The sequence below is a fragment of the Nocardia acididurans genome, from assembly GCF_016741815.1.
Classification (GTDB): domain Bacteria; phylum Actinomycetota; class Actinomycetes; order Mycobacteriales; family Mycobacteriaceae; genus Nocardia; species Nocardia acididurans.
In genome coordinates, this window is sequence record NZ_JAERRJ010000010.1 from 288062 (window position 1) to 314552 (window position 26491).

Here is a 26491-nt window from a genome sequence, read left to right on the forward strand (position 1 = left end):
CAAGTCGGGCCGAGCGGCATTTCCATTATGAGCTGCGGGGATCGCCGGTGCGCGGTGTTGCGCGGTGTTGCTCAGAGCCAGGTCAGCCGGACGCCCTGGGCCGCGAGCCAGCGGTCGACATCGTGCGCGCAACCGGCGAGGCCGTCCACCACGGCCGTGGCGCGCTCGATGGCGCTGTGGGTCTGCGCGGTATCGAAATGCCCGGCGGCGTGCGCGGCCAGCAGTTCGTCGATGCCGAGCAGTTCCGGAACCTGGCCGGGGCGGGCCACCACGTGCAGATAATGGCCCTCGGCACGCCATTTCTTGGGACCAACTGGTCCGTAATCACCGATATCGAGGTAATAGGTCTGGGCGCGGTCGTGACCGGGGCGCAGATGATACACGGTGATCCGCAGCCCCTGTGCGGGCAGCAGCCAGGATTCGATGTAGTGGAAGCGGGGATTGTCCACTTTCCGTTCCATGTACAGACCCCACGGTTCGGCGTGCAGCCGTTCCACCTGATGCAGGTACCCGTGGTGGTCGGTCCAGGACAGCTCGGCCAGATTGAAGAATTCGAGTCTGGGCTTGTGCGGCGCCGCCGGATGTGAATTGCCTCTGATTCTGAGTGGATCCGCGCCAGTCACGGAATTCCGCTGCGGCGTATGGAGATCGGTCATCACCCTCGCCCTTCTCGACTCGTCCGACCGAGCTCAGGTTACACCTGCGACGACGCGTGTAAACCATCGTGAGGGAACCGGAATTCGAGTGTCGCCGGGTAGGCATTCTCACCAAGATCATTGTGCGGGGAGGCGTTTCAAAAACGACCGACCGGAATGTAATTTTCTCCGGCTCGCCGGGTGCCGGTGACCGGGTCCGCGGCGGTGCGCGGAACCTGTCGGTGGTCGGGCCTAGGCTGTGCAGCATGGCTTTCGCAACCGAGATCCCGGACGATCTGCCGCTGGCGCATTCCGAGCACCGCCCCATCGGCGCCGTCGAACGGATCGAGGGGCAGTTCCAGGTGGTCAGCGAGCATGTGCCCGCCGGCGACCAGCCCGCCGCCATCGAGGAGCTGGAACGGCGCATCCGCTCGGGAGAGAAGGATGTGGTGCTGCTCGGCGCCACCGGCACCGGTAAGTCGGCCACCACGGCCTGGCTCATCGAGCGGCTGCAGCGGCCCACCCTGGTCATGGCTCCCAACAAGACCCTCGCGGCCCAGCTCGCCAACGAGCTGCGGGAGATGCTGCCGAACAACGCGGTCGAGTACTTCGTCTCGTACTACGACTACTACCAGCCCGAGGCCTACATCGCGCAGACCGATACCTATATCGAGAAGGACAGCTCGATCAACGACGATGTCGAGCGGCTGCGGCACTCGGCCACCTCCAGCCTGCTGTCGCGGCGCGATGTCGTGGTGGTGGCGTCGGTGTCGTGCATCTACGGTCTCGGCACGCCGCAGTCCTATCTGGATCGGTCGGTGCAGCTCGAGGTGGGCGCGGAGGTCGAGCGCGACAAACTGCTGCGGCTGCTGGTGGATGTGCAGTACACCCGCAACGACATGGCCTTCACCCGCGGGTCCTTCCGGGTGCGCGGCGACACCGTCGAGATCATCCCCTCCTATGAGGAGCTGGCGATCCGCATCGAATTCTTCGGTGACGAGATCGAGGCGCTGTATTACCTGCACCCGCTCACCGGCGATGTGGTGCGGCAGGTCGATATGTTGCGCATCTTCCCGGCCACGCATTATGTGGCGGGCCCGGAGCGAATGGAACGCGCCGTCCGCGATATCGAAGCCGAGCTGGAGACGCGGCTCGCGGATTTGGAGAAGCAGGGCAAATTGCTGGAGGCGCAGCGGTTGCGCATGCGCACGAATTACGACCTGGAAATGATCAAACAGGTCGGATTCTGCTCGGGTATCGAGAATTACTCGCGGCATATCGACGGGCGTCCGGCCGGTTCCGCGCCGGCCACGCTGCTCGATTACTTCCCCGAGGATTTCCTGCTCGTCATCGACGAATCGCATGTGACCGTGCCGCAGATCGGCGGTATGTACGAGGGCGATATGTCGCGCAAGCGCAATCTGGTGGAATACGGGTTCCGGCTGCCGTCCGCGGTGGACAACCGGCCGCTCACCTGGGAGGAGTTCGCCGAGCGCATCGGGCAGGCCGTGTACCTGTCGGCCACGCCGGGGCCATACGAATTGGGCCGGGCGCAGGGCGAATTCGTGGAGCAGGTGATCCGCCCGACCGGTCTGGTGGATCCGCAGGTGGTGGTGAAGCCGACCAAGGGCCAGATCGACGATCTGGTGCACGAGATCCGGCTGCGCACCGAACGCGACGAACGCGTCCTGGTCACCACGCTCACCAAGAAGATGGCCGAGGATCTCACCGACTATCTGCTCGGCCTCGGCGTGCGGGTGCGCTACCTGCACTCGGAGATCGACACGCTGCGCCGGGTGGAACTGCTGCGGCAGCTGCGGCTCGGTGAATACGACGTGCTGGTCGGCATCAACCTGCTGCGGGAGGGCCTCGACCTGCCCGAGGTGTCGCTGGTCGCGATCCTCGACGCCGACAAGGAAGGCTTCCTGCGCAGCAGCACCAGCCTGATCCAGACCATCGGCCGCGCGGCGCGCAATGTGTCCGGTGAGGTCCACATGTACGCGGACAAGATCACCGACTCCATGCGCCAGGCTATCGACGAGACCGAACGCCGCCGTGCCAAGCAGATCGCCTACAACGAAGAGCACGGCATCGATCCGAAACCCTTGCGCAAGAAGATCGCCGACATCCTCGACCAGGTGTACCGCGAGGCCGAGGAGACCGAGGTCGAGGTGGGCGGCTCCGGCCGCAACGCCAGCCGCGGCCGCCGCGCCCAGGGCGAACCGGGCCGCGCGGTCAGCGCCGGCGTCTACGAGGGCCGCGACGTGAAGTCCATGCCCCGCGCCGAACTCGCCGACCTGGTCAAGGACATGACCGAACAGATGATGAACGCCGCCCGCGAACTCCAGTTCGAGCTCGCAGGCCGCCTGCGCGACGAGATCGCCGACCTGAAGAAGGAGCTACGCGGCATGGACGCCGCCGGCCTGTCATGAACCGAATGCCAGCGTGACAACTGATGCCAGCGTGACAACTGATTTCGTGACGGTGCGGGTAACTCGCCGGGGACGGCCAGAATCGGTTCCGCACCCGGCCGCCAGCACGGGTCGCCAGCTGTCAACGGCACCCGGCTGTCCGCTAAAGACTCGGAGAGGCGGAACGAGCCATCCATTCGTTGACTCGGCGTTCGGCTTCCTCGCGCGGGACGTCTTCTACCCGGGTCATGATCACCCAGCGGTGGCCGAAGGGGTCGATGACCACGCCGTAGCGGTCGCCGGTGACGAAGGTGGCGGGTTCCTCGACGGTGCGCGCGCCGTGCTCGCGGGCGCGGGCGGCCACCGCGTCCACGTCGGGGCAGTAGTGCACGATGCTGGCGGTGACGAAGCCGTCGGGGGCGCGCAGGCCCATTTCGGGCAGTTCGAGGCCGGTTTGGAAGGTGGAGTCGCCGAGCAGCAGTTCGGCGTGCGCGGGCTGGCCGTCGGGCAGATCATTGCGGCTGACGACCTCCGCGCCGAAGACGGCGGTGTAGAAGTCCAGGGCCTTGTTGCCGTCGGTGACCGGGAGGAAGCAGGTGATGGAGTGGTAGTTCTCCGGGATCGGGTGCACTGTAGTCATACCGAGTACTCTGCTCGCCCAGCCGTTTTCGGTCTTGTAAGAAGGCGACAGCCCCATGCCCGATGAGGAGTTCCGGCCCCGGCCGGTGCCGCCGCCCGAAACGGCGAAGGGCATCCTGCGTCCCCGCGATCAGATCCGGGTCAGCAATCATGCTCGACTACCCGCGGGCGAGCAGGTCTGCCGCTATGTGGAGTGGTACTGGTCGGTGAGCTGGGATCGGCGCGGCATGCCGCCCTTCCGGGCCGAGGTGCTGCCGTATCCGTGCGTGAACATGACCTTCGAGCGTTCGCATGATCGCACCGGTGGCTTCCTCACCGGCGTGTGGACCACCAAGTACGTGCGGGAACTGGTCGGCGAGGGGGAGACCTTCGGCGTGAAGTTCCAGCCCGGCGGCTTCGGCGCGTTCACCGGCTTGGACGTGGGCTCCTTCCGCGACACCGCGGTACCGCTCACCGACGTGCTGCCCGAGGCGCAGGGCCTGGCGGATCGTGTTCTGGCGACCCAGGATTCGGCACAGCGCCGTGATCTCGTGGAGGAGGTGCTGGTCAAGGCGATCGAGCAGCGCGCGGTCGCCGACGACACCGCCTACCGCCAGGTGCTCGGCATCATCGACGCGATGGAGCACGACCCCGCTCTGCTGCGCGTCGACCAGGTCACCGAGCGGTTCGGCATTCCGGTGCGCACCCTGCAGCGCCTGTTCCGCCGCTACGTCGGCGCGAGCCCCAAATGGGTGCTGCGCCGCTATCGCCTGCAGGACGGCGCGCATCTGCTGGCCGAGGGCCGGGTCACCGATCTGGCGGCGCTCGCGGTCGAACTCGGGTACTTCGATCAGGCGCATTTCTCGAATGAGTTCGCCAAGGAGATCGGTATGCCGCCGCTCGAGTACGCGCGCATCAACACGCCGGATTTGTGACTTGTGACGAATGTCCCAGCGGCGCAACAGGGTTGAAGTTTTCCCGCCGCGCGCTGCGGCACTGGAAAATTCGCTGGTAATCGGTGTTGTTCGGGGTCACATCGGCGAATGTGCGCCAACGCCCCTGGGCGACGCGGATGTGATGTGTTGCGATATCGAAAATTTCCGCCTGTTATGCCGCTATTGTCAGGCGGAGTTGCCGCTGCCGCCTCCGAACTCACGTGGGCGCATCGGCCCCCGACCCTTGTACTTGGAGGAGAAATGACCGCCTACCGGACGATCGTCGTCGGTACCGATGGCTCGGACTCGTCGTACGTCGCCGTCGAGCGGGCCGCGGCTCTGGCCGGCGACGAGGGCGCCACGCTGTACATCGCTTGCGCGTACTACCCGACCGACGACCGCGATGTGGCCGCCGCCGCCGATGTCCTGAAGGACGAGGCCTACCAGGTCCGCGGCTCCGCCCCCACCAGCGAGATCCTGCGCGTCGCCCGCGACAAGGCCGTCACCGCCGGTGCGGTGAACGTGGTCGAGAAGGCCGTCGTCGGCGAGCCCGTCGAATCCCTGCTCGCCCTCATGAAGGAGGTCGACGCCGACCTCCTCGTCGTCGGCAACCGCGGTCTCAACACCCTCGCCGGCCGCCTGCTCGGCTCCGTCCCCTCGGACGTGGCCCGCAAGTCCCGCGCCGACGTCCTCATCGTGCACACCGTGCGCTGAGGTAACCGACGGACCGAAGCGGCCGTGCCCGGAAAGGGCACGGCCGCTTCGCTGTTCACAGCGGCTGCGCGACCTCCTGGACGATCTCGAGGAAGGGGCGGACGAGAGGGTTCTTGGTGGCGGTGGGCCACATCAGGCCGTAGTCGATGGGCGGGGCGTCGCGCAGGGGGACCCAGACGATGCCGGGGCGGGCGTGGAACTGTTCGGCGCGGGCGGCCACGGTGCTGACGCCGACGCCCTGGCTGACGTGTACCAGGACCTCGGGCCAGTAGTTGGTGGCGGGGCCCTGCGGGATGGGGCGGCCGGAGGGGGTGCGGCGCGGGAAGTAGTAGTCCATCCAGTAGCGGGGGATGCGCTCGTCGTCGAGGGTGACCAGGACGGTGTCGGCGAGGTCTTCCAGCTCCACCGAATCGCGCTGGGCGAAGGGATGCTCCGCGGGCACCATCAGGCAGCGGGGCTCGGAGAAGAGGATGGGGCCGGTGGAGATATCGGGTTCGGCGATGGGGAACTCGGTGATCTGCAGATCGACCGCGCCGGAGCGCATCCGGCCCAGCGGGTCGACCAGCTGGATCTCCTCCACCTTGACGACGGCGTCCGGGTAGCGGATGCGCGTCAGGTCCGCCGCCCGCACCAGCAGGTTGCCGGCCCACGCACCGGAGAAGCCCACGGTGATGGCCTTCTTGCTCTTGCTGCCCAGGCTCGCCGCGGTGAGTCCGGCGCTGATGGCCTCGTAGGCGGGCAGCAGGTCCTCGCGCAGCTGTATGCCGACGGGGGTCAGGGTGACCATGCGGCTGTTGCGTTCGAAAAGCTGTGCGCCCAGGCGGCGTTCGAGCGCGCGGATGGTCTGGCTGATGCGGCCCGTGGATACGTGCAGGCGTTCGGCTGTCCTGCCGAAATGCAGCTCCTCGGCCAAGGTGAGAAAAGCTTCGAGTTCCAGCCGTTCGAGCATTCCAGTCCTTCGATCGTGCAGTGGGCCTAAACGTAGCGTGCCGGAATTCGGCATTGGTGACCACGGGGCGGGTCGGCCACTGTGGGAGGGTGAGCAATGTCGTTGTCGTGATGCATATGTCGATCGACGGCGTCGTGGAGCGGCACAACTGGACCGGGCCCTTCCACGACGAGCAGGAGGCCAGGTTCCAGCACGGGCGGCTGCGCGAGAGCCGGGCGCTGCTGCTGGGCCGGGTCGCCTTCGAGGAGCTGGCCCGCGCCTGGCGGGCGGGGGACCGGACCGACCCGTACACCGCGCTGCTCGATCGCATCCCGAAGTACGTGGTCTCCAGAACACTCGAACAGGCCGAATGGAATTCGATTCCGGTGGACGGCGACATCGTCGAGCGGGTGGCACAGCTGCGTGCCGAACCGGGCCGGGATCTGCTGGTGCTGGGCGGTCTGGATCTGGTGAACCACCTGGTCGGGCACGAGCTGGTGGACGAGATTCAGGTGATCGTCCACCCGCTCCTGCTGGGCGCCGGGCGTCGCGTCTTCGCGGAGGTCCCGGCGAGCCGCTGGCAGCTCACCGGGACACAGGTATTCCGTTCCGGCGTGGTCGCTCTCGAATTCCGGCCGCAGCGGTCAGCCGAGTCGGCTCAATACCCGGGGGAGCTCGGCGGTGTGCACCACGGCGAGTCGCTGGGTGGCGCGGGTGAGCGCCACGTACAGGTCGTTCAACCCGCGCGGTGATTCGGCCAGCATGGCATGCGGTTCCACCAGGATCACGGCGTCGAACTCCAGGCCCTTGACGTCGTGCACGGTCAGCACCCGCACCGAATCCTCGCTCAGGTGCGCGAGTTCCGCGGCGAGCTCGTGCGGTGCGATGACCGCGGTGGTGCCCGGATGTTCGGCTTCCGCGGTGAGCAGGCGCTTGACCTCGGCGGCCAGTTCGGCGGGTGCGACGCGATGGGCTCGCGGCTCGAATCCGGAGTCGCGGACCGAGCGCGGGGCCGGAGCCGACGGGTCGATCTCGGCCAGCACGTCCGCGGCGACCGCCATGATCTCGGCCGGGGTGCGGTAGTTGACCGTCAGCTCGGTGAGCTTCCAGCGTTGCGCCACATAGGGTTCCAGCACCTCGTTCCAGGAGGACGCGCCCGCCGGGTCGCCGGTCTGGGCGACGTCGCCGACGGCGGTGATCCAGCGATTCGGGATGCGGCGCATCACCATTCGCCAGGCCATCTGCGAAAGCTCCTGCGCCTCATCGACGATGACATGCCCGTAGGTCCAGGTGCGGTCGCCGGCCGCGCGTTCGGCGGTGGTCTGGCTGGTGCGGACCTGCTGTCGCTCGGCCAGCTGGGAGGCGTCGATGAGGTCGTAGGCCATGAGCAGTTCGGGATCGAGTTCGTCCTCGAGATCCTGTGGCGCGGAACCGGTCAGGATGTCCAGGGCGTCCTGCGCCTCGGCCAGCTGGGCGCGCCAGCGGCGGCGGGCGCGCTCGCGCTCCTCGGTGTCGTCGACGCCGAGCAGTTCGGCGAGTTCGTCGAGCAGCGGCGCGTCGGCGGCACTGAACTCGCCGCTGTCGGGGCGGTGCAGTTCGGCGCGGTCGGCCTCGCTGAGATGTCCCGCGGCGGTGGCCAATCGCTTGGGATCGGCCCACAGGCCGGCGAGGACGTCCTGCGGGGTGAGCAGCGGCCACAGCCCGGCGATGGCGCGCTGGATCTCGGTGTCGGCGCGCATCTCGTCGCGGATTTCGGTGAGATCGGTCTGGCTCAACAGGTTCCGGCCGCCCAGCGGGTTCGCGCCGATGGCCTGTGCCAGCTGATCGGTGAGCGCGTCCACCACGGCGGCGGCGAAGATCGGCCGCGCGAGGTTGTGCGGGCGGCGCGAGGATCGGGCCCGGCCGCGCGCCTTGGTGACGATCTTGCGGTCCAGGGTCAGGTGGTGCCCGTCGAAGTACAGGCGCACCGGTTCGCGCGGCACGTCCTGCCAGTCGCGCACCGCCTTCTTCAGGATCTCGAGCATATCGAGCGAGCCCTTGAGTTCACCGGCGCGCAGCGAATCCTCCAGTGTCGCCCGCACTCCCGGATAGAGATTGCCGACGGTGGACAGCAGCACGCCGGTCTCGCCGAGTGAGGGCAGCACCTGGCCGATGTAGTCGAGGAAGGTGGAGTTGGGGCCGATGATCAGCACACCGGCCTTGTCCAGCTGCTGCCGGTAGGTGTACAGCAGATACGCCGCACGATGCAGTGCCACAGCGGTTTTGCCGGTGCCGGGACCGCCCTGCACCACGAGCACGCTCTTGTGCTCGGAGCGGATGATGGCGTCCTGTTCGCTCTGAATGGTTTCGACGATGTCGTTCATGTGGCCGGTGCGGGCGGCATTGAGCGCGGCCAGCAGGGCGCTTTCGCTGCCGACGCCGCCGTCACCGTCGATGACACCGGCGTGGCGGGCGGTGTCGAGGTCGAGGTATTCGTCGTTGAGCGCGGTCACCCTGCGGTTGCGCGAGCGGATGTGGCGGCGGCGGGTGACACCGTCGGGCGCGGCCGTGGTGGCGAGATAGAACGGACGGGCAAGGGGCGCACGCCAATCCAGCAGCAGCGTCTCGTAGTCGCGGTCCTCGTCCAGGATGCCGATGCGGCCGATGTAGCGCTGGGTCTCGCCGTCGCCGTTCTCGGATAGGTCGATGCGGCCGAAGCACAGGCCGTGCTCGGCGGCATCGTATTTGGTGAGGTCCTCGGAGTAGAGCTGCGTGAAGGATTCACGTTCGCTGCGGGCCTGCGGCGTGCCGCCGGTTTCCAGCAGCACGGTCTTCAGGCGGCGCTGCGCGTACTCGCGCATCCCGTCGAGCCGTTCGTACAGCACATCCAGGTACTGCTGCTCCCGTTCCAGATCCGCCGTCGCGGGATCGGAAGAAGCCGCGCCCGCTTCGTCGGCAGGGCGCTCCTCAGTGAGGTCGGGCAAAACGGAACTCCTTGTCACCACGCCTGGCAAAAAGTGCGAGCAAGTCGCGAACAGAGTTGTCGAGTCTAGTTCGCGAAACGGCCGCGCGCCGTAATCGCAGGTGAACCGTGACGACGGTCCTATCCGACCAGCGCTGGCTCTCAGGAGGCGTGTGTCGAATCCGAGCGGCGGCTCAGGGCGGATTCGCGGGGACCGGTGGGCTTGGCGCGGTACATGGCCAGGTCGGCGTCGTGCAGGACGGCCTCGGGGGTGCGGGAGTCGCCGGGGTGCAGGGGGGTGACGCCGATGGAGGCGTTGACCTGGATGCGGTGGCCGCGCGCGATGATCGGCTCGGCCATGGTCTGGCACAGCCGGTTGATCAGGCCGTCGAGGTCTTCGCCCAGGGTGCGGCCGGACAGCAGGACCAGGAATTCGTCGCCGCCGATGCGGCCCACCACGTCGTCGGCGCGCAGACCGCGCTGCAGCCGCTGGGCGACGATCTGCAGCACGGTGTCGCCGATGGCGTGCCCGAGCGTGTCGTTGATGGCTTTGAACCCGTCCAGGTCGATGAACAGCACGGTCGAGACCGGCAGGTCCTCGGTGGTGCCCAGGGCTGCCGCCAGCCGGGACAGCACGAGCGCCCGATTGGCCAGCCCGGTCAGCGGATCATGGGTGGCCTGGTACTCCAATTGCCTTCGGCTGGCCCGGAATTCGGTGATGTCGTTGAACGAGGACACCGCCGGAGAATCCGGATCCCCGGGCGTGAGAAGCCGGCTGCTGCACGACAGCCAGCGGCGCTGCCCGTCGGGCCGATCCACCCCGAACACGAAGCGGGTCACGGTCTCGCCGGTGGCCATGGTGCGCGCCACCGGATACCAGGACGACGGCATGGGTTGCGCGTTGGCGTCGAGCAGGGTGAGCGGGAGTTCGTCGATGCGGGTGCCGATGAGGTCCTCGGCGTCGTAGCCGAAGATGCGCCGCGCGGCCGGATTGGCGGATTCGATGCGCCCCTCCCGGTCGATCACCACCACGCCCTCCTCGAGCTGTGACACGACGGTGGTGAAGAACTGCTCGGCGCGCCGCTGGGCGGCCTCGGCGAGGCGCTGCGGGGTGAGGTCGTGCAGCACGACCTGATAGGCCAGCCGGTCGTGCCAGCGGGTGAGCACGGACACCGTCTCCACGTCCACGGTGCGGCCGTCGCAGCGGCGCAGCGTCATCTCCGCGGGTTCGGAGGCGGTGCCGGCGATGGTGAGCCGGCGGATGCGTTCCAGCATGGGCCCGACCGAGGCGGGTTCCACGAAGTTGGTGAGGGGCTGCCCGACGATGTCGTCGACGCCGGTCGCACTGAGCAGCCGCACGACGGCCGGATTGGCGTACACGACGGTTCCCCGCTCGTGCACGACGATCCCGTCCGGGCTGAACTCCACGAGAGACCGGTATCGCTGGGCCAGCTGTTCGGCATCGGTCGGGGTGTTTGCCCGATCGTTACCAACTTCCACCTCATGCACCCCCTGGTCGTCGTTGAAATACGTCGATGGAGCACGGCACCATTCTGGTATCGGCAAGGTTGCTGTGAAACTGCGGCGAGCTATTGAATCGATCACAGTCCCGCACAGCATCGGGCCACGCGTAGTAGTCATTACAGGCACCGGCTCTGGAAGGAGCGATGCTATGACCGGCACCAACCTGGAATCAGGTCAGCACCAAGATCATATGACTATCGCCGGGATCGGCGCCGTCACCGGTTACGGCTGGGGCCGTGACGCCCTCTGGGAGGGTTTGCTGAGCGGCAAGTCCGCGGCCCGGCTGTATCCAGGGTACGGCCTCGAGCGCGACCACCAAGGCTGGGTCGCGCGTGTCCCCGAAGGCGGCGATCCGGATGTCGGCGGTTCCCGCTACGGGCGGGCCGTGCGGGAGGCGGCCCGCGAAGCGGTGGCCGACGCGCAGGCGCGCGGCTGGCGGCCGGGTCGCACGGTCGGGGTGCTGCAGGCCATCGTGCTCGGCGACGCCTACGACTGGCGCGACTTCTACATCAACGACGGCGGCCGCCGCCGCAACCGTGACTTCATCCGGTTACTACCCTCCACGCCCATCTCGATGTTGACCCAGGAGTTCGGATTTCACGGTCCGACCATGGATGTGGTGTCCGCGTGCAGCTCCGCCAATGTCGCGCTGATCACCGCGAAACTGTGGCTGGACAACGGATTCGCCGACGACGTGCTGGTGGTGGCCTCGGACCTGTCGGCGCTGCCGGACCTTGTGCAGCCGTTCGTCCAGGCGGGCGCGGCCGTCACCGAGGTGGAACCGCTGCAGGGGTGCCGCCCGTTCCAGGAGGGCAGCCGCGGATTCGGATTCGGTGAGGCGGCAACGGCATTCGTGGTGTCGCGGCAGGTGGATCGGCCGTACGCGGCCGTGCTGGGCGGGGCCATGACCAATGACGGCTATCACGTGCTGTCGGTGGAGCCGTCGCATCAGCACATCTTCGACTGCGTCCGGATCGCGCTCGCCAATTCCGGGGTGAGCGCGGACCGCGTCGACTATCTGAACGCGCACGGCTCCGGCACCAAACAGTGCGATGACGCCGAAACCGCTGTGCTGCGACAGATTTTCGACGAGCGCCCGCAGGTGACAGCGCTCAAACCGCTGGCCGGGCACTGTCAGGCGGCGGCCGCCGGGGTCGAGATCGCCGCGTCCGCCATCGGATACGAGCAGGGGCTGGTGGTGGCCGCGCCGATCGTGGCGCCCGCGCACGTGAACCTGCTCGACGGGCCGACGCCGATGACCGGCGAGATCACCATCAAGACCTCATTGGGCATGGGCGGCAACAACTCCGCGGTGGTGCTGGGCCCGGCGAGCTGAGCTCAGTGCAGCGGCACCGACCAGTGCAGTTTGGTCCCGGTCTCCTCGCCCTCCGGGTCGCGGCGCGGGTACACGGCCAGCCGTCCGCCCGACTCCTCGGCTCGCCGTGCGAGATTCGTGAGCCCGCTGGGGGTGATGCCGTCCGGAATCCCGCAGCCGTTGTCGGCCACCACGATGGTGAGATCGTCGGCCACCCCGATGTCGATGGTGATGGTGTCGGCCCCGGAATGCCGGACCGCGTTCGAAACCGCCTCGCGCACCACGGCTTCCGCGTGATCGGCGAGCCCGGGTTCCACCACCGACAGCGGCCCGGCCACATGCATGAGCGCCCGGATCTCGGTATTGGCCGTCTGCTGTTTCACCGCGCGCTCGATGCGCTGCCGCAGCCGGGTGGAATGCCCGTTGCCGCCGTGCAGGTCGAAGATCGAGGTGCGGATCTCCTCCACCACATCCTGCAGATCGTTGATGGCATCCGAAAGTCGTTGCCGCACTTCGGGAACCCGCGCTCGCGGCACGGTGCCCTGCAGTGACAGCCCGATGGCGAACAGGCGCTGGATGACATGGTCGTGCAGATCGCGCGCGATCCGGTCGCGATCGGTGAGGATGTCGAGTTCGCGCATCCGCCGCTGCGCCACCGCCAGCTGCATGGCCAGCGCCGCCTGATCGGTGAACGCGGCGATGAGCTCCAGCAGTTCGTCGGTGTAGGGCGCGGATTCGGCCGAGCGCAGCGTGATCAGCACGCCGAGGGTGGAATCCGGGGTGTGCAGCGGCAGCACCAGCGTGGGGCCGAAGTCGTGCAGCGGGCTGCCGAGATCGACTTTGCGGCAGTCGTCGAAGCGCAGCGGATTGCGCGTGGTGAGCGCCTCGCCGACGGCGGTGCCGGTGGTGCGCACCATGGTGTCGGCCGGCGCGGTGCCGGGCCCGGACCATTGCGCCACAACGAGTTCGGTGATCTCCTCGGGTGCGGCATCGGGGTCCGGCACGACCGCGAGCAGGGCGCGCTGGGAGCCGGTGAGTTCCCGGGCGTGCTCGACCACGTGCGCGAGTACCTGCGCGGGATCGGTGTCGGCGAGGAATTCGGTGGCGATATCGCGAGTGGCCTCGATCCACGCCTGGCGGGTGCGCGCGGATTCGTAGAGCCGGGCGTTGTCGACGGCGATACCGGCGGCCGCGGCGAGCGCCTGCAGCAGCACCTCGTCGTCCTCGGTGAAGGGGTGCCCGCCGGATTTCTCGGTGAGGTACAGGTTTCCGAAGACCTCGCCGCGGATGCGCACGGGGACGCCGAGGAAGCTGCGCATGGGCGGATGGTGGGGCGGGAAGCCGACCGAGGCCGGATGCCGGGCCAGATCCTCGAGCCGCAGCGGTTCGGGCTGGTCGAGCAGTACGCCGAGGACGCCGTGCCCCTCGGGCAGATTGCCGATGCGCGCCCGGGTTTTCTCGTCGATGCCGTGGAAGATGAACCGGGTGAGCTGCTCGTCGTGTCCGCGCACTCCCAGCGCACCATAGCGGGCGTCGACCAGGACGGTGGCGGCGCGGACGATTGTCCGTAATGTCTGATCCAAGTCCAGACCGGACGTCACGGCCAGCATGGCCTCGACCAACCCGTCGATGCGATCGCGGGCATCGATGATCTGCTCCACGCGGTCCTTCACCTCGGAGAGCAATTCGCGTAATCGCAACTGCGACAGCGTTTCACGCACCGAGTACGGACCCGTGCGATGGGCGTCGTGCATGGTTGACCTGCTGTCTCGCCGCTGTGCGCGCGGCATCCGGATTTTACGCGCGGGCACGTTGGCGATCGGTTGTTCCGGCGAACGTGGCTATCCCGCTTATGGTTTCGCGGTTCGCGCGCGGGCGCGGCTATTTCTCGGAAACTTTTCCCAAAAAGTGGTCCGAGTTGGGACTTTCGGCACTGTCGGTACCACTGCGCCGCATGTTGCCATGAGATCCGGGTTGCCGGGTCGGATGGGAAGAGGGCGGCTATGGGCGCGTTCGACGTGTGGACGAGTGGAATCGATCCGGATTTCGTGGTGACCACACAGGGACCGGTCCCCGCCGCCGAAGTGACCCGCGTGGTGCGTGGACTCGGCCGGATTCTGCGTCGCCACGGGGTGGAAGGGCCGGTGCGGGCACGCCTGCACTGGCCCGACACCGCGACCGGTCCGGACGATCACGACGACTGCGCCGTGGTGCAGGTGGCGATTCGGGCGTTGGGGAAGGCGTACCGGGTACAGGTCACCGGTCCGGGCCGGTTCGCATCCACCTTCGCGCTCGAACGTCTCGATCTGCGCTTGAGCTGCTCGCCCGAGGAGATGTCGCGCAGCTGGCCCGATCCCGCGCGGCCGATGCTGTCGCGGGTCAGCGCGCAGCGGCCGATCGTGCGGCGCAAGGACTGTCGCCTGCAGGTGGCCACGCCCGCGGTGGCCGCGCGCGTACTCGACAGCATGGACTACGACGCGCACCTGTTCATCGACGCCGACACCGGATCGGACGCGGTGGTGTGCTGGACCGGACCGCTCGGCGTGCGCACCCTGCGCCAGCAGCGCGACGCCGTGCCCGCGCTGTTCGACGACGAGGCCGCGGCCCGGCTGTGCCTGGGCGGACTGCCCTATCTGTTCTATCTCGACCCCGACACCCGGCGCGGGCGGCTGCTCTACCGTCGTATCGACGGGGATCTGACCTTGGTGACGGCCGCGGGCTACGAGGAGCGCACCCGCGACCGGGATCGGGGGCTACAACCCCGGGTGATCGCGGGCTGCGTGCGCCGGGCCCTGCCCAGTGGCGTCGGCGTGGTCGAGAAACTAGCCTGACAGTATTCCCGAAACATCGTGTGACCAGCGTCTAGGTGCTGATGGCCAAACTTGTCGGTGGGTCCGCCTAGCATGGCGTCGGGGGTAACTCTGGATGCCGAAACGTTGGAAGGATGGCCGGTGGCGGATCGCCTGACGGTGCGCGGAGCGCGGGAGCACAACCTCAAAGGGGTCGATCTGGACCTACCCCGCGACAGCCTCATCGTGTTCACAGGCTTGTCCGGGTCCGGAAAGTCCTCGCTCGCCTTCGACACGATTTTCGCCGAGGGACAGCGTCGCTATGTCGAGTCGCTGTCGGCGTACGCGCGCCAGTTCCTCGGTCAGATGGACAAACCCGATGTGGATTTCATCGAGGGCCTCTCGCCCGCGGTCTCCATCGATCAGAAGTCGACCAACCGGAACCCGCGCTCGACCGTGGGCACCATCACCGAGGTCTACGACTATCTGCGCCTGCTGTTCGCGCGCGCGGGCACCCCGCACTGCCCGGTCTGCGGCGAGCTGATCGCCAAACAGACCCCGCAGCAGATCGTCGATCAGGTGCTCGCCATGCCGGAGGGCACCAAGTTCCAGGTGCTCGCGCCCGTGGTGCGCACGCGCAAGGGCGAATTCGTGGACCTGTTCGAATCGCTGAACTCACAGGGCTATTCGCGGGTCCGGGTCGACGGCGTGGTGTACCCGCTCACCGATCCGCCCAAGCTGAAGAAGCAGGAGAAGCACGACGTCGAGGTGGTCGTCGACCGGCTCGCCGTGAAGCCGAGTTCCAAACAGCGCCTGACGGATTCGATCGAGACGGCGCTGCGCCTGGCCGACGGCATCGTGGTGCTCGACTTCGTCGACCGCGACGAGCACGCCCACGATCGCGAGCGCCGCTTCTCCGAGCGGCTGGCCTGCCCGAACGGGCACCCCCTCGATATCGAGGATCTGGAACCTCGCTCCTTCTCCTTCAACTCGCCCTATGGCGCGTGCCCGGATTGCACCGGTCTCGGTATCCGCAAGGAAGTGGATCCGGATCTCGTTGTGCCCGATCCGGAGTTGAGCCTCGCCGACGGCGCCATCGCGCCGTGGTCGCGCGGGCAGACCGCCGAATACTTCACCCGCCTGCTGTCGGGTCTGGCCGACGCGCTCGGCTTCTCCATGAAGACGGCGTGGCAGGATCTGCCGCCCAAGGCGCGGAAAGCCGTGCTGGAGGGCAGTTCCGAGCAGGTGCACGTCTCCTATGTGAACCGGTACGGCCGCAAGCGTTCGTACTACGCCGATTTCGAGGGCGTGATGCCGTTCCTGCAGCGGCGCATGGAGAGCACCGAGTCCGAGGCCATGAAGGAGCACTACGACGGGTACATGCGGGATATCCCGTGCCCCGTCTGCAATGGTGCGCGCCTGCGGCCGGAGATCCTCGCGGTGACGCTGCCCTCCGGTGGCGAGCATCGGTCCATCGCCGAGATCTCGGACCTGTCCATCGGTGACGCCGCCGACTTCCTGAACGCGCTGACCTTGGACGAGCGCCAGGCGGCCATCGCCGCGCAGGTGATCAAGGAAATCCAAGCGCGCCTGGGGTTCCTGCTGGATGTGGGTCTGCAGTATCTGACCCTGTCGCGTGCCGCCGCGACGCTGTCCGGCGGTGAGGCGCAGCGTATTCGCCTGGCCACCCAGATCGGTTCCGGCTTGGTCGGCGTGCTCTACGTGCTGGACGAGCCCTCCATCGGCCTGCACCAGCGCGACAACCGGCGGCTGATCGAAACCCTCACGCGCCTCAAGAGTCTCGGCAACACGCTCATCGTGGTCGAGCACGACGAGGACACCATCCACGCCTCGGACTGGGTGGTCGACATCGGCCCGCTCGCCGGCGAGCACGGCGGCCAGGTGGTGTACTCCGGCCCCTACAAGGGGCTGCTCGAGGACAAGCGATCCCTCACCGGCGCTTACCTTTCCGGCCGCGAGCGCATCGAGGTGCCGCTGATGCGCCGCCCGATCGACAAGAAGAAGCAGCTCACCGTGGTGGGCGCGGTGGAGCACAACCTCCGCGGTATCGACGTGCAGTTCCCGCTGGGCGTGCTCACCTCGATCACCGGCGTCTCCGGCTCCGGCAAGTCGACCCTGGTCAACGACATCCTGGCCACCGTGCTCGCCAACAAACTCAATGGCGCACGCCAGGTTCCGGGCCGCCACACCCGCGTGAACGGTCTCGATCACCTGGACAAGCTGGTCCAGGTCGACCAGTCACCCATCGGCCGCACCCCGCGCTCCAACCCGGCGACGTACACGGGCGTCTTCGACAAGATCCGCACCCTGTTCGCCGCCACCACCGAGGCGAAGGTGCGCGGCTACCAGCCCGGCCGCTTCTCCTTCAATGTGAAGGGCGGCCGCTGCGAGGCGTGCTCCGGCGACGGCACCCTGAAGATCGAAATGAACTTCCTCCCGGATGTTTACGTCCCCTGCGAGGTCTGCGGCGGCGCTCGCTACAACCGCGAAACCCTGGAAGTGCACTACAAGGGCAAGACCATCGCCGAGGTCCTGGACATGCCCATCGAGGAGGCCGCCGACTTCTTCGAACCGGTCACCAGCATTCACCGCTACCTCAAGACCCTGGTGGATGTCGGCCTCGGCTACGTCCGCCTGGGCCAGTCCGCCCCGACCCTGTCGGGTGGTGAGGCCCAGCGCGTGAAGCTGGCCGCCGAACTCCAGAAGCGCTCCACCGGCCGCACCATCTACATCCTCGACGAGCCCACCACCGGCCTGCACTTCGAGGACATCCGCAAGCTGCTCACGGTGATCAACGGCCTTGTCGACAAAGGCAATTCGGTCATCGTCATCGAACACAACCTGGATGTCATCAAAACCTCCGACTGGGTCATCGACATGGGCCCCGAGGGCGGTTCCGGCGGCGGCATGGTCATCGCCCAGGGCACCCCGGAAGATGTCGCGGCCGTCCCCGACAGCTACACCGGCCAATTCCTGAAGGACGTCCTGGAAGCGGCCGACGCCCCGGCCATCTCCTCCAACTCGAAAAAGCCCGCCGCCGAGAAGAAGCCGACCACGGCCAAGAAGTCGGTAGCCAAGAAGGCCCCCGCCAAGAAGGTCGCGGAGCCCGACGCGAAGAAGGCCGCCGCCGCCCGCCGCAAGGCCGCAGCCCTGCGCTGACGATCGCGCGAGGCCAGAAGCATCGATGCCCGCACTCCGATCGGGGTGCGGGCATCGTGTTCCGGACAGCTGACGAAGTCGCTGTGCCTGCTACAAATCCCAGCGGTGGCCGAGCAATGTGACGAACTCTTCGAGAGCGTCGCCGCTCAACGTTGATTCGAGCCGGGCGAACTTTTCGCGGTCCACGATCTGATTCCGGTAGGACAGCACCATCCGGCCGTCAGGTAGCTCCATGCCCAGCAGCGCGAGTCCGGATAACAGTTCGCTCTTGGTCGCCACCAAAGCGACAGCGATTCGTGGTCGTACGGCCGCGAGTCGGTCAGGGTCCATCACGATTGCCGAGTATTGCTGCCCAGACAGCGTATTCACTGTCCAGATCTCCCCGCGATTCTGTGGTCCGTAACCCGGTTCGGGTGGAGTCACTCAGATCTCACCGTCGCCGTCGAATGCGGTCTCGAAATCAGCTTCTGGACCGTTGCTGTTGGTGGCCTCGTACGCGGCGATGGTGGCTAGGTCCAGTGCCAGGAGCTCGTGCCTGATGGCGCGGGCGACGAACTCGGACTGCTTGCCATTTCCCGCGCGGCGGCGCATGGCGATCATCAGGTCATCGGGTATCACGAACGTTGCCTTGGCCATGCGGCAAATTGTATGGCCGTTCGTATGGTGTGGCCACGGGGCAGGTCCGGACACCGTCATGTCCGGGATCAGGGGAGGGCTGGGCCTCGGAAGCCGACCTCGAAGACGGTGCGTAGCAGGAGATCCACGTAGGTTTCCGAGAGTTTCTCCGGGGTCAGGAGGAAGACGAAGTAGAGGGGGCCGTAGAGGACGGCGACGGCGGCGTCGAGGTCCAGGTCGGCGGGGAGTTGTCCTGTCTGCCTGGCCTTTTCGAGGCGGTCGACGGTGCGGGCGGCCTGCGGGGCGATGAAGCGGTCGTAGAGGGTCTGCGCCACCGCGGGGTCGTGCTGGGCCTCGCCGACCAGTGCGGCGTAGAGGCGGTCGTAGGGCGGGCTGGCCAGCAGGCGGATGGCGGCGATCATCTGTTCGCGGAGGTCGGCGATGATGTCGCCGGTTTCGGCGTAGCCGATATTCGGTTCGACGGTGGAGAGCAGGGCGTCGAGGAAGATCGCGCCCTTGGAGGGCCAGCGGCGGTAGACCGTGTGTTTGCCGACGCCCGCACGGGAGGCGATGGACTCGATGCTGAGCCGGGCGTAGCCGACCTCCTCGGCGAGTTCGAGGGTCGCCTTCATGATGGCGGCGGTGCGGTCGCCGGTGGGTGGGTCGGTCTTCGCGGGCGGGGGAGTCACGACACCACTGTAGCGGCACGGCACGTGCCGTGTTGACAAAGGGGGCGGGGGTTCGCAGAATCTGTCAACGGCACGGCACGTGCCGTTTCATTCTCTGACCGGAAAGGTCGTTCTCATGCCTGCTGTTTCGCTTCCCGGCACCGTCGTCGACTACGCCGTCGATGGCGAGGGGTCCGCGCTCGTGCTGGTGCACGGCGTGGGCGGTGACGCCGATCGCGCCTTCGGGAATGTGGTCGCGCCCCTGTCGGACACCCGGACCGTCGTGCGGCCCAACCTGTCCGGCAGTGGTGCGACCACCGACGACGGCGGCCCGCTCAGCGTGCAGCACTTCGTCGCACAGGTGGCCGGGACCATTCGGGACACCGCCTCCGAACCCGTTGACCTGCTGGGCTTCTCACTCGGCGCGGCGATCGCGGCCGCCACCGCCGCCACACATCCGGAGCTGATCCGCCGGCTCATCCTGGTCGGTGGCCTGGTGCACACGACGGGGCCGCACGATCGGTTCAACTTCGATTTCTGGCTCGATCTGCACGACACCAGCTTCGAACTGTTCAAGCGGTTCGCGGCGATCCAGGGGTTCAGCCCGGCCATGCTCGACGTCTTCGGGCACGAGGGGCTGGCGGCCGCGCTGAAAGACGAATGGCCGCACGGACTTCGGCGGCAGATCGAGGCCGCGACCCGGGTGGACGTGCGGGCGTACCTGCCCGCCGTCACCGCGCCGACGCTGGTCATCGGGTTCACCGGCGATCAGGTCACGCCGATCGCGGCGACGCGGGAACTGGCTGCGGGCATCGCCGGCAGTCGCCTGGTGGAGATCGCCGACGAAGGGCATATGGACTGGTTCGCCGATCCGAGCCGAATCGTGGCGCTCACCGAGGAATTTCTGTCCTGATCTTGTTGCTGGGTTGGGCTGTGTGTTCGACCCTGCTCGCTGACTATCTCGGAGTTGTGTTGTGACTACCTCTATTTCGGCTCCACCCGCACCGGAGCGCGCGGGTGCGCGCGCCTGGGCCGCGGTGCTGTCGGTGACGCTCGGCATCTTCACCCTGGTCACCGCGGAAATGCTGCCCATCGGGCTGCTCTCCCCGATGAGCTCCGCCCTCGGCGTGAGTGAGGGCACCGTCGGCCTGCTGGTAACCGTACCCGGTGTGGTGGCCGCCGTGAGCGCCCCGCTCGTCACCGTGCTGGCGGGCACCGTCGATCGAAAGCTGTTGCTGTGCCTGTTGATCGGCGCGGTGTCACTCGCCACCCTGGCGACGGCGCTGACCTCGGCGTTCGCGGTGGCGGTGCTGGCGCGCGTCGTCTTCGGCATCGGGATGGGCGGATTCTGGGCGCTGGCAGGCGGATTGGCGCCCCGTCTGGTGCCCGAGCCCCAGGTGGGCAAGGCGACGGCCTGGATCTTCTCGGGTGTCGCGGCCGCCTCGGTCCTCGGTGTCCCGGCCGCCACGTTCATCGGTGACGTGAGCTCGTGGCGCACGGCCTGCCTCGCGGTGGCCGGACTGGGCTTCGTGGTGCTGGCGGCCTTGGCGCTGTATCTGCCCGGCCTGCCCGCGCATCACGCGGTGCGGCCGCGCGAACTGGGTGTGCTGGTGCGCCGCAATCGCGGCGTCGCAGCGGGTCTCGTCCTGATTCTGCTGCTGGTCACCGGGCACTTCACGGCGTACACGTTCGTGCGGCCGATTCTGGAGGATCTGCACGGTGTCGGCGCGGGAGCGCTCAGCGCGCTGCTGTTCGGCTACGGTGTCGCCGGCATCACGGGCAATTTCCTCGCGGGCAACCGGGATCCGCGCCGCAGCCTGCTGGCCATCACCCTCGCCCTCGCGGTGGTCACCGCCGCGCTGGCGCTGACCGGTGGCCCGGTGATCGCCGTGGCGCTCATGCTGATCTGGGGGCTGGCCTACGGCGGCGTCTCGGTGAGCATCCAGAAGGTGCTGCTCGGTGCCGCGCCGGAGTCGCCCGAAGCCGTGACCTCGGTGTTCGTGGCGGTGTTCAATCTGGCGATCGCGGCGGGCGCACTGATCGGCGGTCGTGCCGTCGACCTGATCAGCTTGCCCGCCACGCTCTGGATCGCCTGCGCCGCAACGGCTCTCGCGGTGGTGGTGGTGCTTACATCAGGGCGGCGGGAACGGCCGCAACCAGCCCGCCGTCGATGATCAGGTCCTGCCCGTTGATGTAGGACGCCTCGTGCGAGGCCAGGAACGCGACCGCGTCGGCCACGTCGTCCGCCGTACCCAGGCGGGCGGCGGGGACGGCGGCGACCACCTCGGCGTGCGCCTCGTCGGAGACGTTCGCATGGAACATCGGGGTTTCGATGTAGCCGGGACTGACCGAGTTGACGCGAATTCCCTTGGGCGCCAGGTCGGCGGCGAGGGTGTGCGCCAGGTTGTGGACGGCGGCCTTGTTCGCGGCGTACAGGCTCGCGCCCGGGATGCCGCGGTGCAGGGTCCAGGAGGCGTTGATGACGATGGACGAGCCGTCGGCCAGCAGCGGCAGGGCGCGCTGAATGGTGAAGTAGACGCCCTTGAAGTTGATGTCCACGACACGGTCGAATTCGTCGAAGGTGACCTCTTCGAGGGGCTGGAAGGAGCCGACGCCCGCGTTGGCGAACACCACGTCCAAGCGGCCGAAGCGGTTTCGGATGACGTCGATCAGGGCGTCGAGGTCGGCTTCGACCGCGACGTCGCCGGGCACCGCCAGGATGCGGTCGGCCGCGGCGGATTTCGTCAATTCGGTGACGGCGGCGTCGAGACGGGACTTGTCGCGGCCGGTGATGATCACGCTCGCGCCCTCGGCCAGCAACCGGCGGGCGGTGGCCAGGCCCATGCCGCTGGTGCCGCCGGTGACGAGGGCGATCTTGTCGGTGAAGCGGGATGCGTTGTTCGTCATGAGAACAACTCTCGTCACCGTGCGCGGTCGCAAACAGTGTGCGATCAACCTGGGTGCGGCACCACCAGGCTGATGCTCACGCCGAGGCCAGGGCGGGGGAGTCCATCAAGCGTGCCAACCGTTCGCCCGTGCCGGTGCCGGGGCGCGGGTTGTAGAACTCCAGATACCAGTCCGGCTGGTCGATCACGGCCATGGTGGTTTTGTCGAAGATGAGGTCGCCGACCTCGCGGTGGTGGACGGCCTTCATGGATTGGGTGGGTGCGGCGACGTCGTGCCGGGCCCATAGTTCCGCGAATTCCGGGCTGACCGTGGTGAGTTCGGTGATCACGCGATCGAAGGCCGGATCGCCCGGGGCGTGCGCGGCGTCGGCGCGGTAGGCGGCGACCACCTCGGGGGCGATGGCCGCCCATTCGGTGTGCAGGTCGCGGTACATCGCATTGGTGAAGAAGGAGATCAGGCAGTTGTGGTCGCCGTGGTCGTAGCCGAAGACCGCGCGGGTGCCGTCGTTGATGGCGATCAGATTCCAATACCGGTCGCGCAGAATGGCCGGATGCGGTGACCAGGTGTCGAGCAGGCGGCGCAGTTCGGGCGCGACCGTCGCCGACGGAAGACCGTGCGGCCGTGGCGGTCTCAGCCCCGCGAGCACGAACAGGTGGGCGCGTTCGGGTTCGCTGAGCCGCAGCGCCCGGCTCACCGCGTCGAGCACCTCGTCGGAGACGTTGATGTCGCGGCCCTGTTCGAGCCAGGTGTACCAGGAGACGCCGACCCCGGCCAGCTGTGCCACCTCTTCGCGGCGCAGGCCGGGGGTGCGGCGGGTGCCGGTGGAGATCAGGCCGAGTTCCTCGGGCGTGATCCGCGCCCGCCGGGTGCGCAGGAAGTCGCGGAGTTGCTCGCGTCGTAGCTGTTTCGCCGCCGCTGAAGTGCTCACCATGCCCACGGTAACGCCGACGGACCCGCCGCTACTCCGGGTGGAGTGGCGACGGGTCCGTCGATACCGTGTGCTAGTCGGCGGCTGCCACCGGCTGGACGGCGTTCTCGACCGAGACCACGCGCCCGAAATCCAGTTTGACCAGCTGATCGGCGAGGCCGAAGTAGCGGTCGTCGTGGGTGATCACGATGACGGTCTTCCCGCGCGCCTTGAGGTCGGCCAGGATCTCCCGGTAGAAGACCTCGCGGAAGCGCGGATCCTGATCGGCGGCCCACTCGTCGAAGAGCAGGATGGACCGATCCTCCAGCAGCGCGGTGAGCAGGGCGAGCCGCTTGCGCTGACCCTGCGACAGGTTGATGGTCGACAGTTTCCCGTTCTCCACCGTCACCTTGTCGGCGATCTGCAACTCGTGCAGGTACCTGCGCACCTCGCCGTCGAGGTCGGGCCGGTTGAACCCGAGGTAGTCCTCGAACAGGTGGAAATCGGTGAAGATGGCCGAGGAGTTCTGCCGGAACCACTCGATATTGTCGTGGCCGATGCGTTCGCCGTTGAGCGTCAGGTGGCCGTCACGCGGGACGTAAAGGCCCGTGATCAGTTTGGCCAGCGTCGATTTGCCGCTGCCGTTGCCGCCCACGATGAACGTGATCTGCCCGGGTTCGAAGCTCAGGTCGATCGGGCCCAGCTGGAAGCCGGTGCCGTCACCACCGGGCGGCGGACCCATCGGCACCGGCCGCCGGTCCTGCCCGGAATGGCTGAAGAACCTGTGCCCGTTGACATCCGGCTGCAGCACATTCGGCCCGCCCGCACCCGGCGCACCGGGATGCTGCGGATGCCCGGCCGAATCCGGGTGCCCACCATGACCAGGATGGCCGCCGGGACCGTGCCCGGGATGACCACCGGGGCCGTGGCCCGGTTGGCCGCCGTGCCCCTGCTGCCCCGGATTTCCTTGTCCCGGACCGCCGTTCGGTCCCGGACCGGGATGTGATCCCGCGCCCGGCGGGCCTTCGCCCGGTCCCGGCGGGAACGGCGACGGCGGCTCGGACAGGTATCCGTAGCTCACCCCCGTCAGCTGCAACCGCGCCTCGGTCGCCGCCGGCCGCTCCACGTACGGCAGCGCCGCCTCGTTGTGCATGGCCGACATGGACAGGTTCATGTCCTGGATCTTCGACAGCGCCACATCACCGCGCAGCAGGTCCGGGATCCGGTGCATGAAGTTCTGCATCGGCATCGACAGGAAGGTCGTGACCAGCACGTAGCTGATCATGACGTCCTGCGGCAGCTTCAGCGCCTTCGCGAGTACGAACAGGATCAGGCCCATGGTGACCAGCTGCAGCGTCTGCCCCAGCCCCTGGCCGATCGAGAACTTCGACCCGGCCTCGGTGTTCTGCTGCTTCAGCGTGTCCGCGGTGCCCAGCAGGTGCTTGTCCATGAAGTCCTGCCGACGGCCGCGGTGCAGCTTGAGCTCCTTGATGCCCAGGGTGACGGCCTGGAACGAGTGCAGCAGCGCGTCCTCGTTCTCGCGGGCTTCGCGGTACAGCTTGCGCACCCGCTTGAGGAACAGTTCGACACACGCGATGCCGAGCAGAGTGCCCGCCACCGTGATGGCGAAGACGGTCCCCGACACCACCCACAGCCAGATGAAGCAGCCGACGATGGTGGCGACGTCCACGACGATGCTGGGGATGGCGGTCACGGCCTGCGACAGCGACCGCACATCCTCGGTGAGCGTGGCCATCAGCCGGTGCATGCCCAGCCGTTCCAGATGCTCGAGCGGCGCCGAGACGATGCCCGAGCTGAGCTGCGCGCGCAGCCGGAAGATGGCCTCCTGGGCCAGGCGGATCAGCAGCACCTGCGACAGCACGCCGCCGACCAGGATGACCGCGCCCGTCACGGCGAAGGCCTGGACGGTGACGCCCGGCTGCGGTTCCGGTGACACGACACCTCTGATCAGGGTGACCAGGTAGGTGTTCGCGACGCCGGTGACGAGACCGGCGGCGACGACTGCCGCGATCCGCGTCCACGAGATGGAGACGAGGAATCTGATGAGTTGCATTTGCTTGCTGCTTCCTGAAACGGCTTGTCCGGCAGCGTCAGTGGCGCACGATGTCGAAGACGATGCCCTCGAGCGTGACGCCGGGCGCGAAGGAGAAGGCGATGCCGGTGGACAGCGGCTTGTCGCCCTCTGCCTGCGCGATCATCTGCTCCAGCACGAAGATCAGCGAAACGCTCAGCATGTTTCCGTGCTGGGCCAGGATGTCCCAGGACGGCGCGGCGACCTCGGGCTCGAGGCCCAGCGACGCGATGGAGGATTCGATGATCTTCGGACCACCCGGGTGGATGGCCCACAGGTCGATGTCCGACTTCTGGATCCCGTTGTGCGCCAGCACATCCGAGATGGCCGGGCCGACACCGTCGATAATGTACTGCGGCAGCGCCTCGGCGAGATCGCAGGTGATGCCATTGTCGTTGACGCCGAGCACGATGCCGTCCTCCGCGCCGTCGAACAGCATGGAGAAGCTGTCCCGGATCACGATCTTGCCGGCGTCCAGCGGCTGCTGCGGCTGGCTCGCGCCGATGACGACCGCGCCGCACCCGTCGCCGAAGAGGCTGTGGATGATCACGTCGTTGATGTCGTCGGCGAAGACCGCGTTCACCGAGCTCAGCTCGATGGCGATGACCAGCGACTTCTTATCCGGATGCGCCCGGACGTAATCGGTGGCGGTGCGGATGCCGTTCATGGCCGCGGCGCAGCCCATGAAGTTGATGGTGACCCGGTTGACGGTGGGGGACAGGCCGAGCTGCTTGACCACGGCCACGTCCACGCCCGGGGCGATGAATCCGGTGCTGGTGACGAACACCAGCTGGCCGATCTCCTCGCGCGGGTTCTCCAGCCCGGCGACGGCGCGCCCGGCCACATCGACCGCGAGCGGTGCGGCATGCTCGAAGAACAGGTTCATGCGCTCGCGGATGGTGCCGCGCTTCGCGCTGAACTCGCGGAACTCCGGAGCCATCGGATCGACGGCCAGGCGGCGGGTGTCGATGCGAGTCTTCTTGTACACCCGCGGAATTCGCACCTGCTGGGCCGGATCGTCGAACAGTGCGGCGACCTGCTGCGCGGCCTCGTGCTGATCGAAGATCGCGGCGGGTGAACCGGTGGCGATGGATTCGATCACGGCGACGGTGGTCGGCGGAGTGGGCGGCAGCATGGGCTGTGCGAGGCCGTAACCCTGTTCGGTGCCAACAGCATTCAGCGCGGCCGGCATGGGCGCGAAGCCCCCCTCATCGATGGTGACAGACACGAAATCTCCCCTACTTTCGAAATTATGGTGCTCGAGCTGTTTGCGGATGGGCTCGAGCACCTGTCAATCAACTACGTTGCGAAA

General features: G+C 67.6%; 22 protein-coding genes. 9 read left to right on the top strand and 13 right to left on the bottom strand.

Annotation, left to right across the window (positions count from 1 at the left end; genetic code table 11):
* Positions 1 to 71 precede the first annotated feature (71 nt).
* Complete coding sequence (locus JK358_RS26595; RefSeq protein WP_201952236.1) at positions 72 to 656, bottom strand: ribonuclease FAU-1 family protein; 585 nt, start codon at positions 654 to 656, stop codon at positions 72 to 74.
* A gap of 245 nt (positions 657 to 901) precedes the next feature.
* Here JK358_RS26595 and uvrB point away from each other — a divergent pair, with 245 nt between their 5' ends.
* Entirely contained in the window at positions 902 to 3067 is a 2166-nt protein-coding gene (uvrB, locus tag JK358_RS26600; protein WP_201952239.1) for an excinuclease ABC subunit UvrB, read from the top strand.
* A 142-nt stretch (positions 3068 to 3209) separates the two neighbouring features.
* On the opposite strand, the gene JK358_RS26605 is transcribed toward uvrB, so the two are convergent.
* Positions 3210 to 3686: a VOC family protein gene (locus tag JK358_RS26605; protein WP_201952242.1), complete on the bottom strand. Its 477-nt coding sequence runs from the start codon at positions 3684 to 3686 to the stop codon at positions 3210 to 3212.
* 55 nt (positions 3687 to 3741) lie between these two features.
* Between JK358_RS26605 and JK358_RS26610 the strand changes: the two genes are divergently transcribed.
* A complete protein-coding gene (locus JK358_RS26610; protein ID WP_201952246.1) occupies positions 3742 to 4599 on the top strand; it encodes a helix-turn-helix domain-containing protein in 858 nt (285 codons plus the stop codon).
* A 261-nt stretch (positions 4600 to 4860) separates the two neighbouring features.
* Positions 4861 to 5313 (top strand): universal stress protein, encoded by a 453-nt coding sequence (locus JK358_RS26615; protein WP_201952249.1) that lies wholly within the window; start codon positions 4861 to 4863, stop codon positions 5311 to 5313.
* 55 nt (positions 5314 to 5368) lie between these two features.
* Here JK358_RS26615 and JK358_RS26620 read toward each other — a convergent pair whose 3' ends face one another.
* A complete protein-coding gene (locus JK358_RS26620) occupies positions 5369 to 6262 on the bottom strand; it encodes a LysR family transcriptional regulator (protein ID WP_201952251.1) in 894 nt (297 codons plus the stop codon).
* 89 nt (positions 6263 to 6351) lie between these two features.
* On the opposite strand from JK358_RS26620, the gene JK358_RS26625 reads away from it, so the two are divergent.
* Positions 6352 to 6993 carry a dihydrofolate reductase family protein gene (locus tag JK358_RS26625; protein WP_201952253.1) on the top strand — a complete coding sequence of 214 codons (642 nt, stop codon included), beginning with the start codon at positions 6352 to 6354 and terminating at the stop codon, positions 6991 to 6993.
* On the opposite strand, the gene JK358_RS26630 is transcribed toward JK358_RS26625, so the two are convergent.
* Both JK358_RS26630 and JK358_RS26635 read right to left on the bottom strand, forming a co-directional pair.
* Complete coding sequence (locus JK358_RS26630) at positions 6886 to 9204, bottom strand: HelD family protein (protein ID WP_372440730.1); 2319 nt, start codon at positions 9202 to 9204, stop codon at positions 6886 to 6888. The two genes, JK358_RS26625 and JK358_RS26630, sit on opposite strands and share 108 nt — an antisense overlap.
* 140 nt (positions 9205 to 9344) lie before the next feature.
* Positions 9345 to 10682 (bottom strand): diguanylate cyclase domain-containing protein, encoded by a 1338-nt coding sequence (locus tag JK358_RS26635; RefSeq protein WP_307817755.1) that lies wholly within the window; start codon positions 10680 to 10682, stop codon positions 9345 to 9347.
* 172 nt (positions 10683 to 10854) lie between these two features.
* Here JK358_RS26635 and JK358_RS26640 point away from each other — a divergent pair, with 172 nt between their 5' ends.
* The gene (locus tag JK358_RS26640) at positions 10855 to 12042 is read left to right on the top strand and encodes a beta-ketoacyl synthase N-terminal-like domain-containing protein (protein ID WP_232851912.1); all 1188 of its coding nucleotides are present in this window, start codon (positions 10855 to 10857) and stop codon (positions 12040 to 12042) included.
* 2 nt (positions 12043 to 12044) lie between these two features.
* Here the strand turns inward: JK358_RS26640 and JK358_RS26645 are convergent, their stop codons facing one another.
* On the bottom strand, positions 12045 to 13775 hold the full coding sequence (locus JK358_RS26645; RefSeq protein ID WP_201952256.1) for a sensor histidine kinase: 1731 nt from the start codon (positions 13773 to 13775) through the stop codon (positions 12045 to 12047).
* 249 nt (positions 13776 to 14024) lie between these two features.
* Between JK358_RS26645 and JK358_RS26650 the strand changes: the two genes are divergently transcribed.
* Both JK358_RS26650 and uvrA read left to right on the top strand, forming a co-directional pair.
* Entirely contained in the window at positions 14025 to 14852 is an 828-nt protein-coding gene (locus tag JK358_RS26650; RefSeq protein ID WP_201952257.1) for a sigma 54 modulation/S30EA ribosomal C-terminal domain-containing protein, read from the top strand.
* Positions 14853 to 14972: 120 nt separating this feature from the next.
* Entirely contained in the window at positions 14973 to 17990 is a 3018-nt protein-coding gene (gene uvrA, locus JK358_RS26655; RefSeq protein ID WP_201952260.1) for an excinuclease ABC subunit UvrA, read from the top strand.
* A 90-nt stretch (positions 17991 to 18080) separates the two neighbouring features.
* Here uvrA and JK358_RS26660 read toward each other — a convergent pair whose 3' ends face one another.
* The 3 genes from JK358_RS26660 to JK358_RS26670 all read right to left on the bottom strand — a co-directional run bounded on the left by JK358_RS26660 (position 18081) and on the right by JK358_RS26670 (position 19294).
* Positions 18081 to 18359 (bottom strand): hypothetical protein, encoded by a 279-nt coding sequence (locus JK358_RS26660; protein WP_201952262.1) that lies wholly within the window; start codon positions 18357 to 18359, stop codon positions 18081 to 18083.
* Between the two features lie 54 nt (positions 18360 to 18413).
* Positions 18414 to 18626, bottom strand: coding sequence for a hypothetical protein (locus JK358_RS26665; protein WP_201952265.1), 213 nt, complete (start codon positions 18624 to 18626; stop codon positions 18414 to 18416).
* Between the two features lie 68 nt (positions 18627 to 18694).
* Positions 18695 to 19294 (bottom strand): TetR/AcrR family transcriptional regulator, encoded by a 600-nt coding sequence (locus JK358_RS26670; RefSeq protein WP_201952268.1) that lies wholly within the window; start codon positions 19292 to 19294, stop codon positions 18695 to 18697.
* A 115-nt stretch (positions 19295 to 19409) separates the two neighbouring features.
* Here JK358_RS26670 and JK358_RS26675 point away from each other — a divergent pair, with 115 nt between their 5' ends.
* The gene (locus JK358_RS26675) at positions 19410 to 20186 is read left to right on the top strand and encodes an alpha/beta fold hydrolase (RefSeq protein WP_201952271.1); all 777 of its coding nucleotides are present in this window, start codon (positions 19410 to 19412) and stop codon (positions 20184 to 20186) included.
* A gap of 61 nt (positions 20187 to 20247) precedes the next feature.
* Complete coding sequence (locus JK358_RS26680; protein ID WP_201952275.1) at positions 20248 to 21447, top strand: MFS transporter; 1200 nt, start codon at positions 20248 to 20250, stop codon at positions 21445 to 21447.
* Here the strand turns inward: JK358_RS26680 and JK358_RS26685 are convergent.
* From JK358_RS26685 to JK358_RS26700, 4 genes are all read right to left on the bottom strand, one after another.
* Positions 21401 to 22180 (bottom strand): SDR family NAD(P)-dependent oxidoreductase, encoded by a 780-nt coding sequence (locus JK358_RS26685; protein WP_201952279.1) that lies wholly within the window; start codon positions 22178 to 22180, stop codon positions 21401 to 21403. The genes JK358_RS26680 and JK358_RS26685 overlap by 47 nt on opposite strands.
* Before the next feature lie 76 nt (positions 22181 to 22256).
* On the bottom strand, positions 22257 to 23108 hold the full coding sequence (locus JK358_RS26690; protein ID WP_307817756.1) for a helix-turn-helix transcriptional regulator: 852 nt from the start codon (positions 23106 to 23108) through the stop codon (positions 22257 to 22259).
* A 73-nt stretch (positions 23109 to 23181) separates the two neighbouring features.
* Complete coding sequence (locus JK358_RS26695) at positions 23182 to 25161, bottom strand: ATP-binding cassette domain-containing protein (RefSeq protein WP_201952285.1); 1980 nt, start codon at positions 25159 to 25161, stop codon at positions 23182 to 23184.
* Between the two features lie 37 nt (positions 25162 to 25198).
* Positions 25199 to 26371, bottom strand: a complete 1173-nt coding sequence (locus JK358_RS26700) for a type III polyketide synthase (RefSeq protein WP_201952684.1) — start codon at positions 26369 to 26371, stop codon at positions 25199 to 25201.
* Positions 26372 to 26491: the final 120 nt, after the last annotated feature.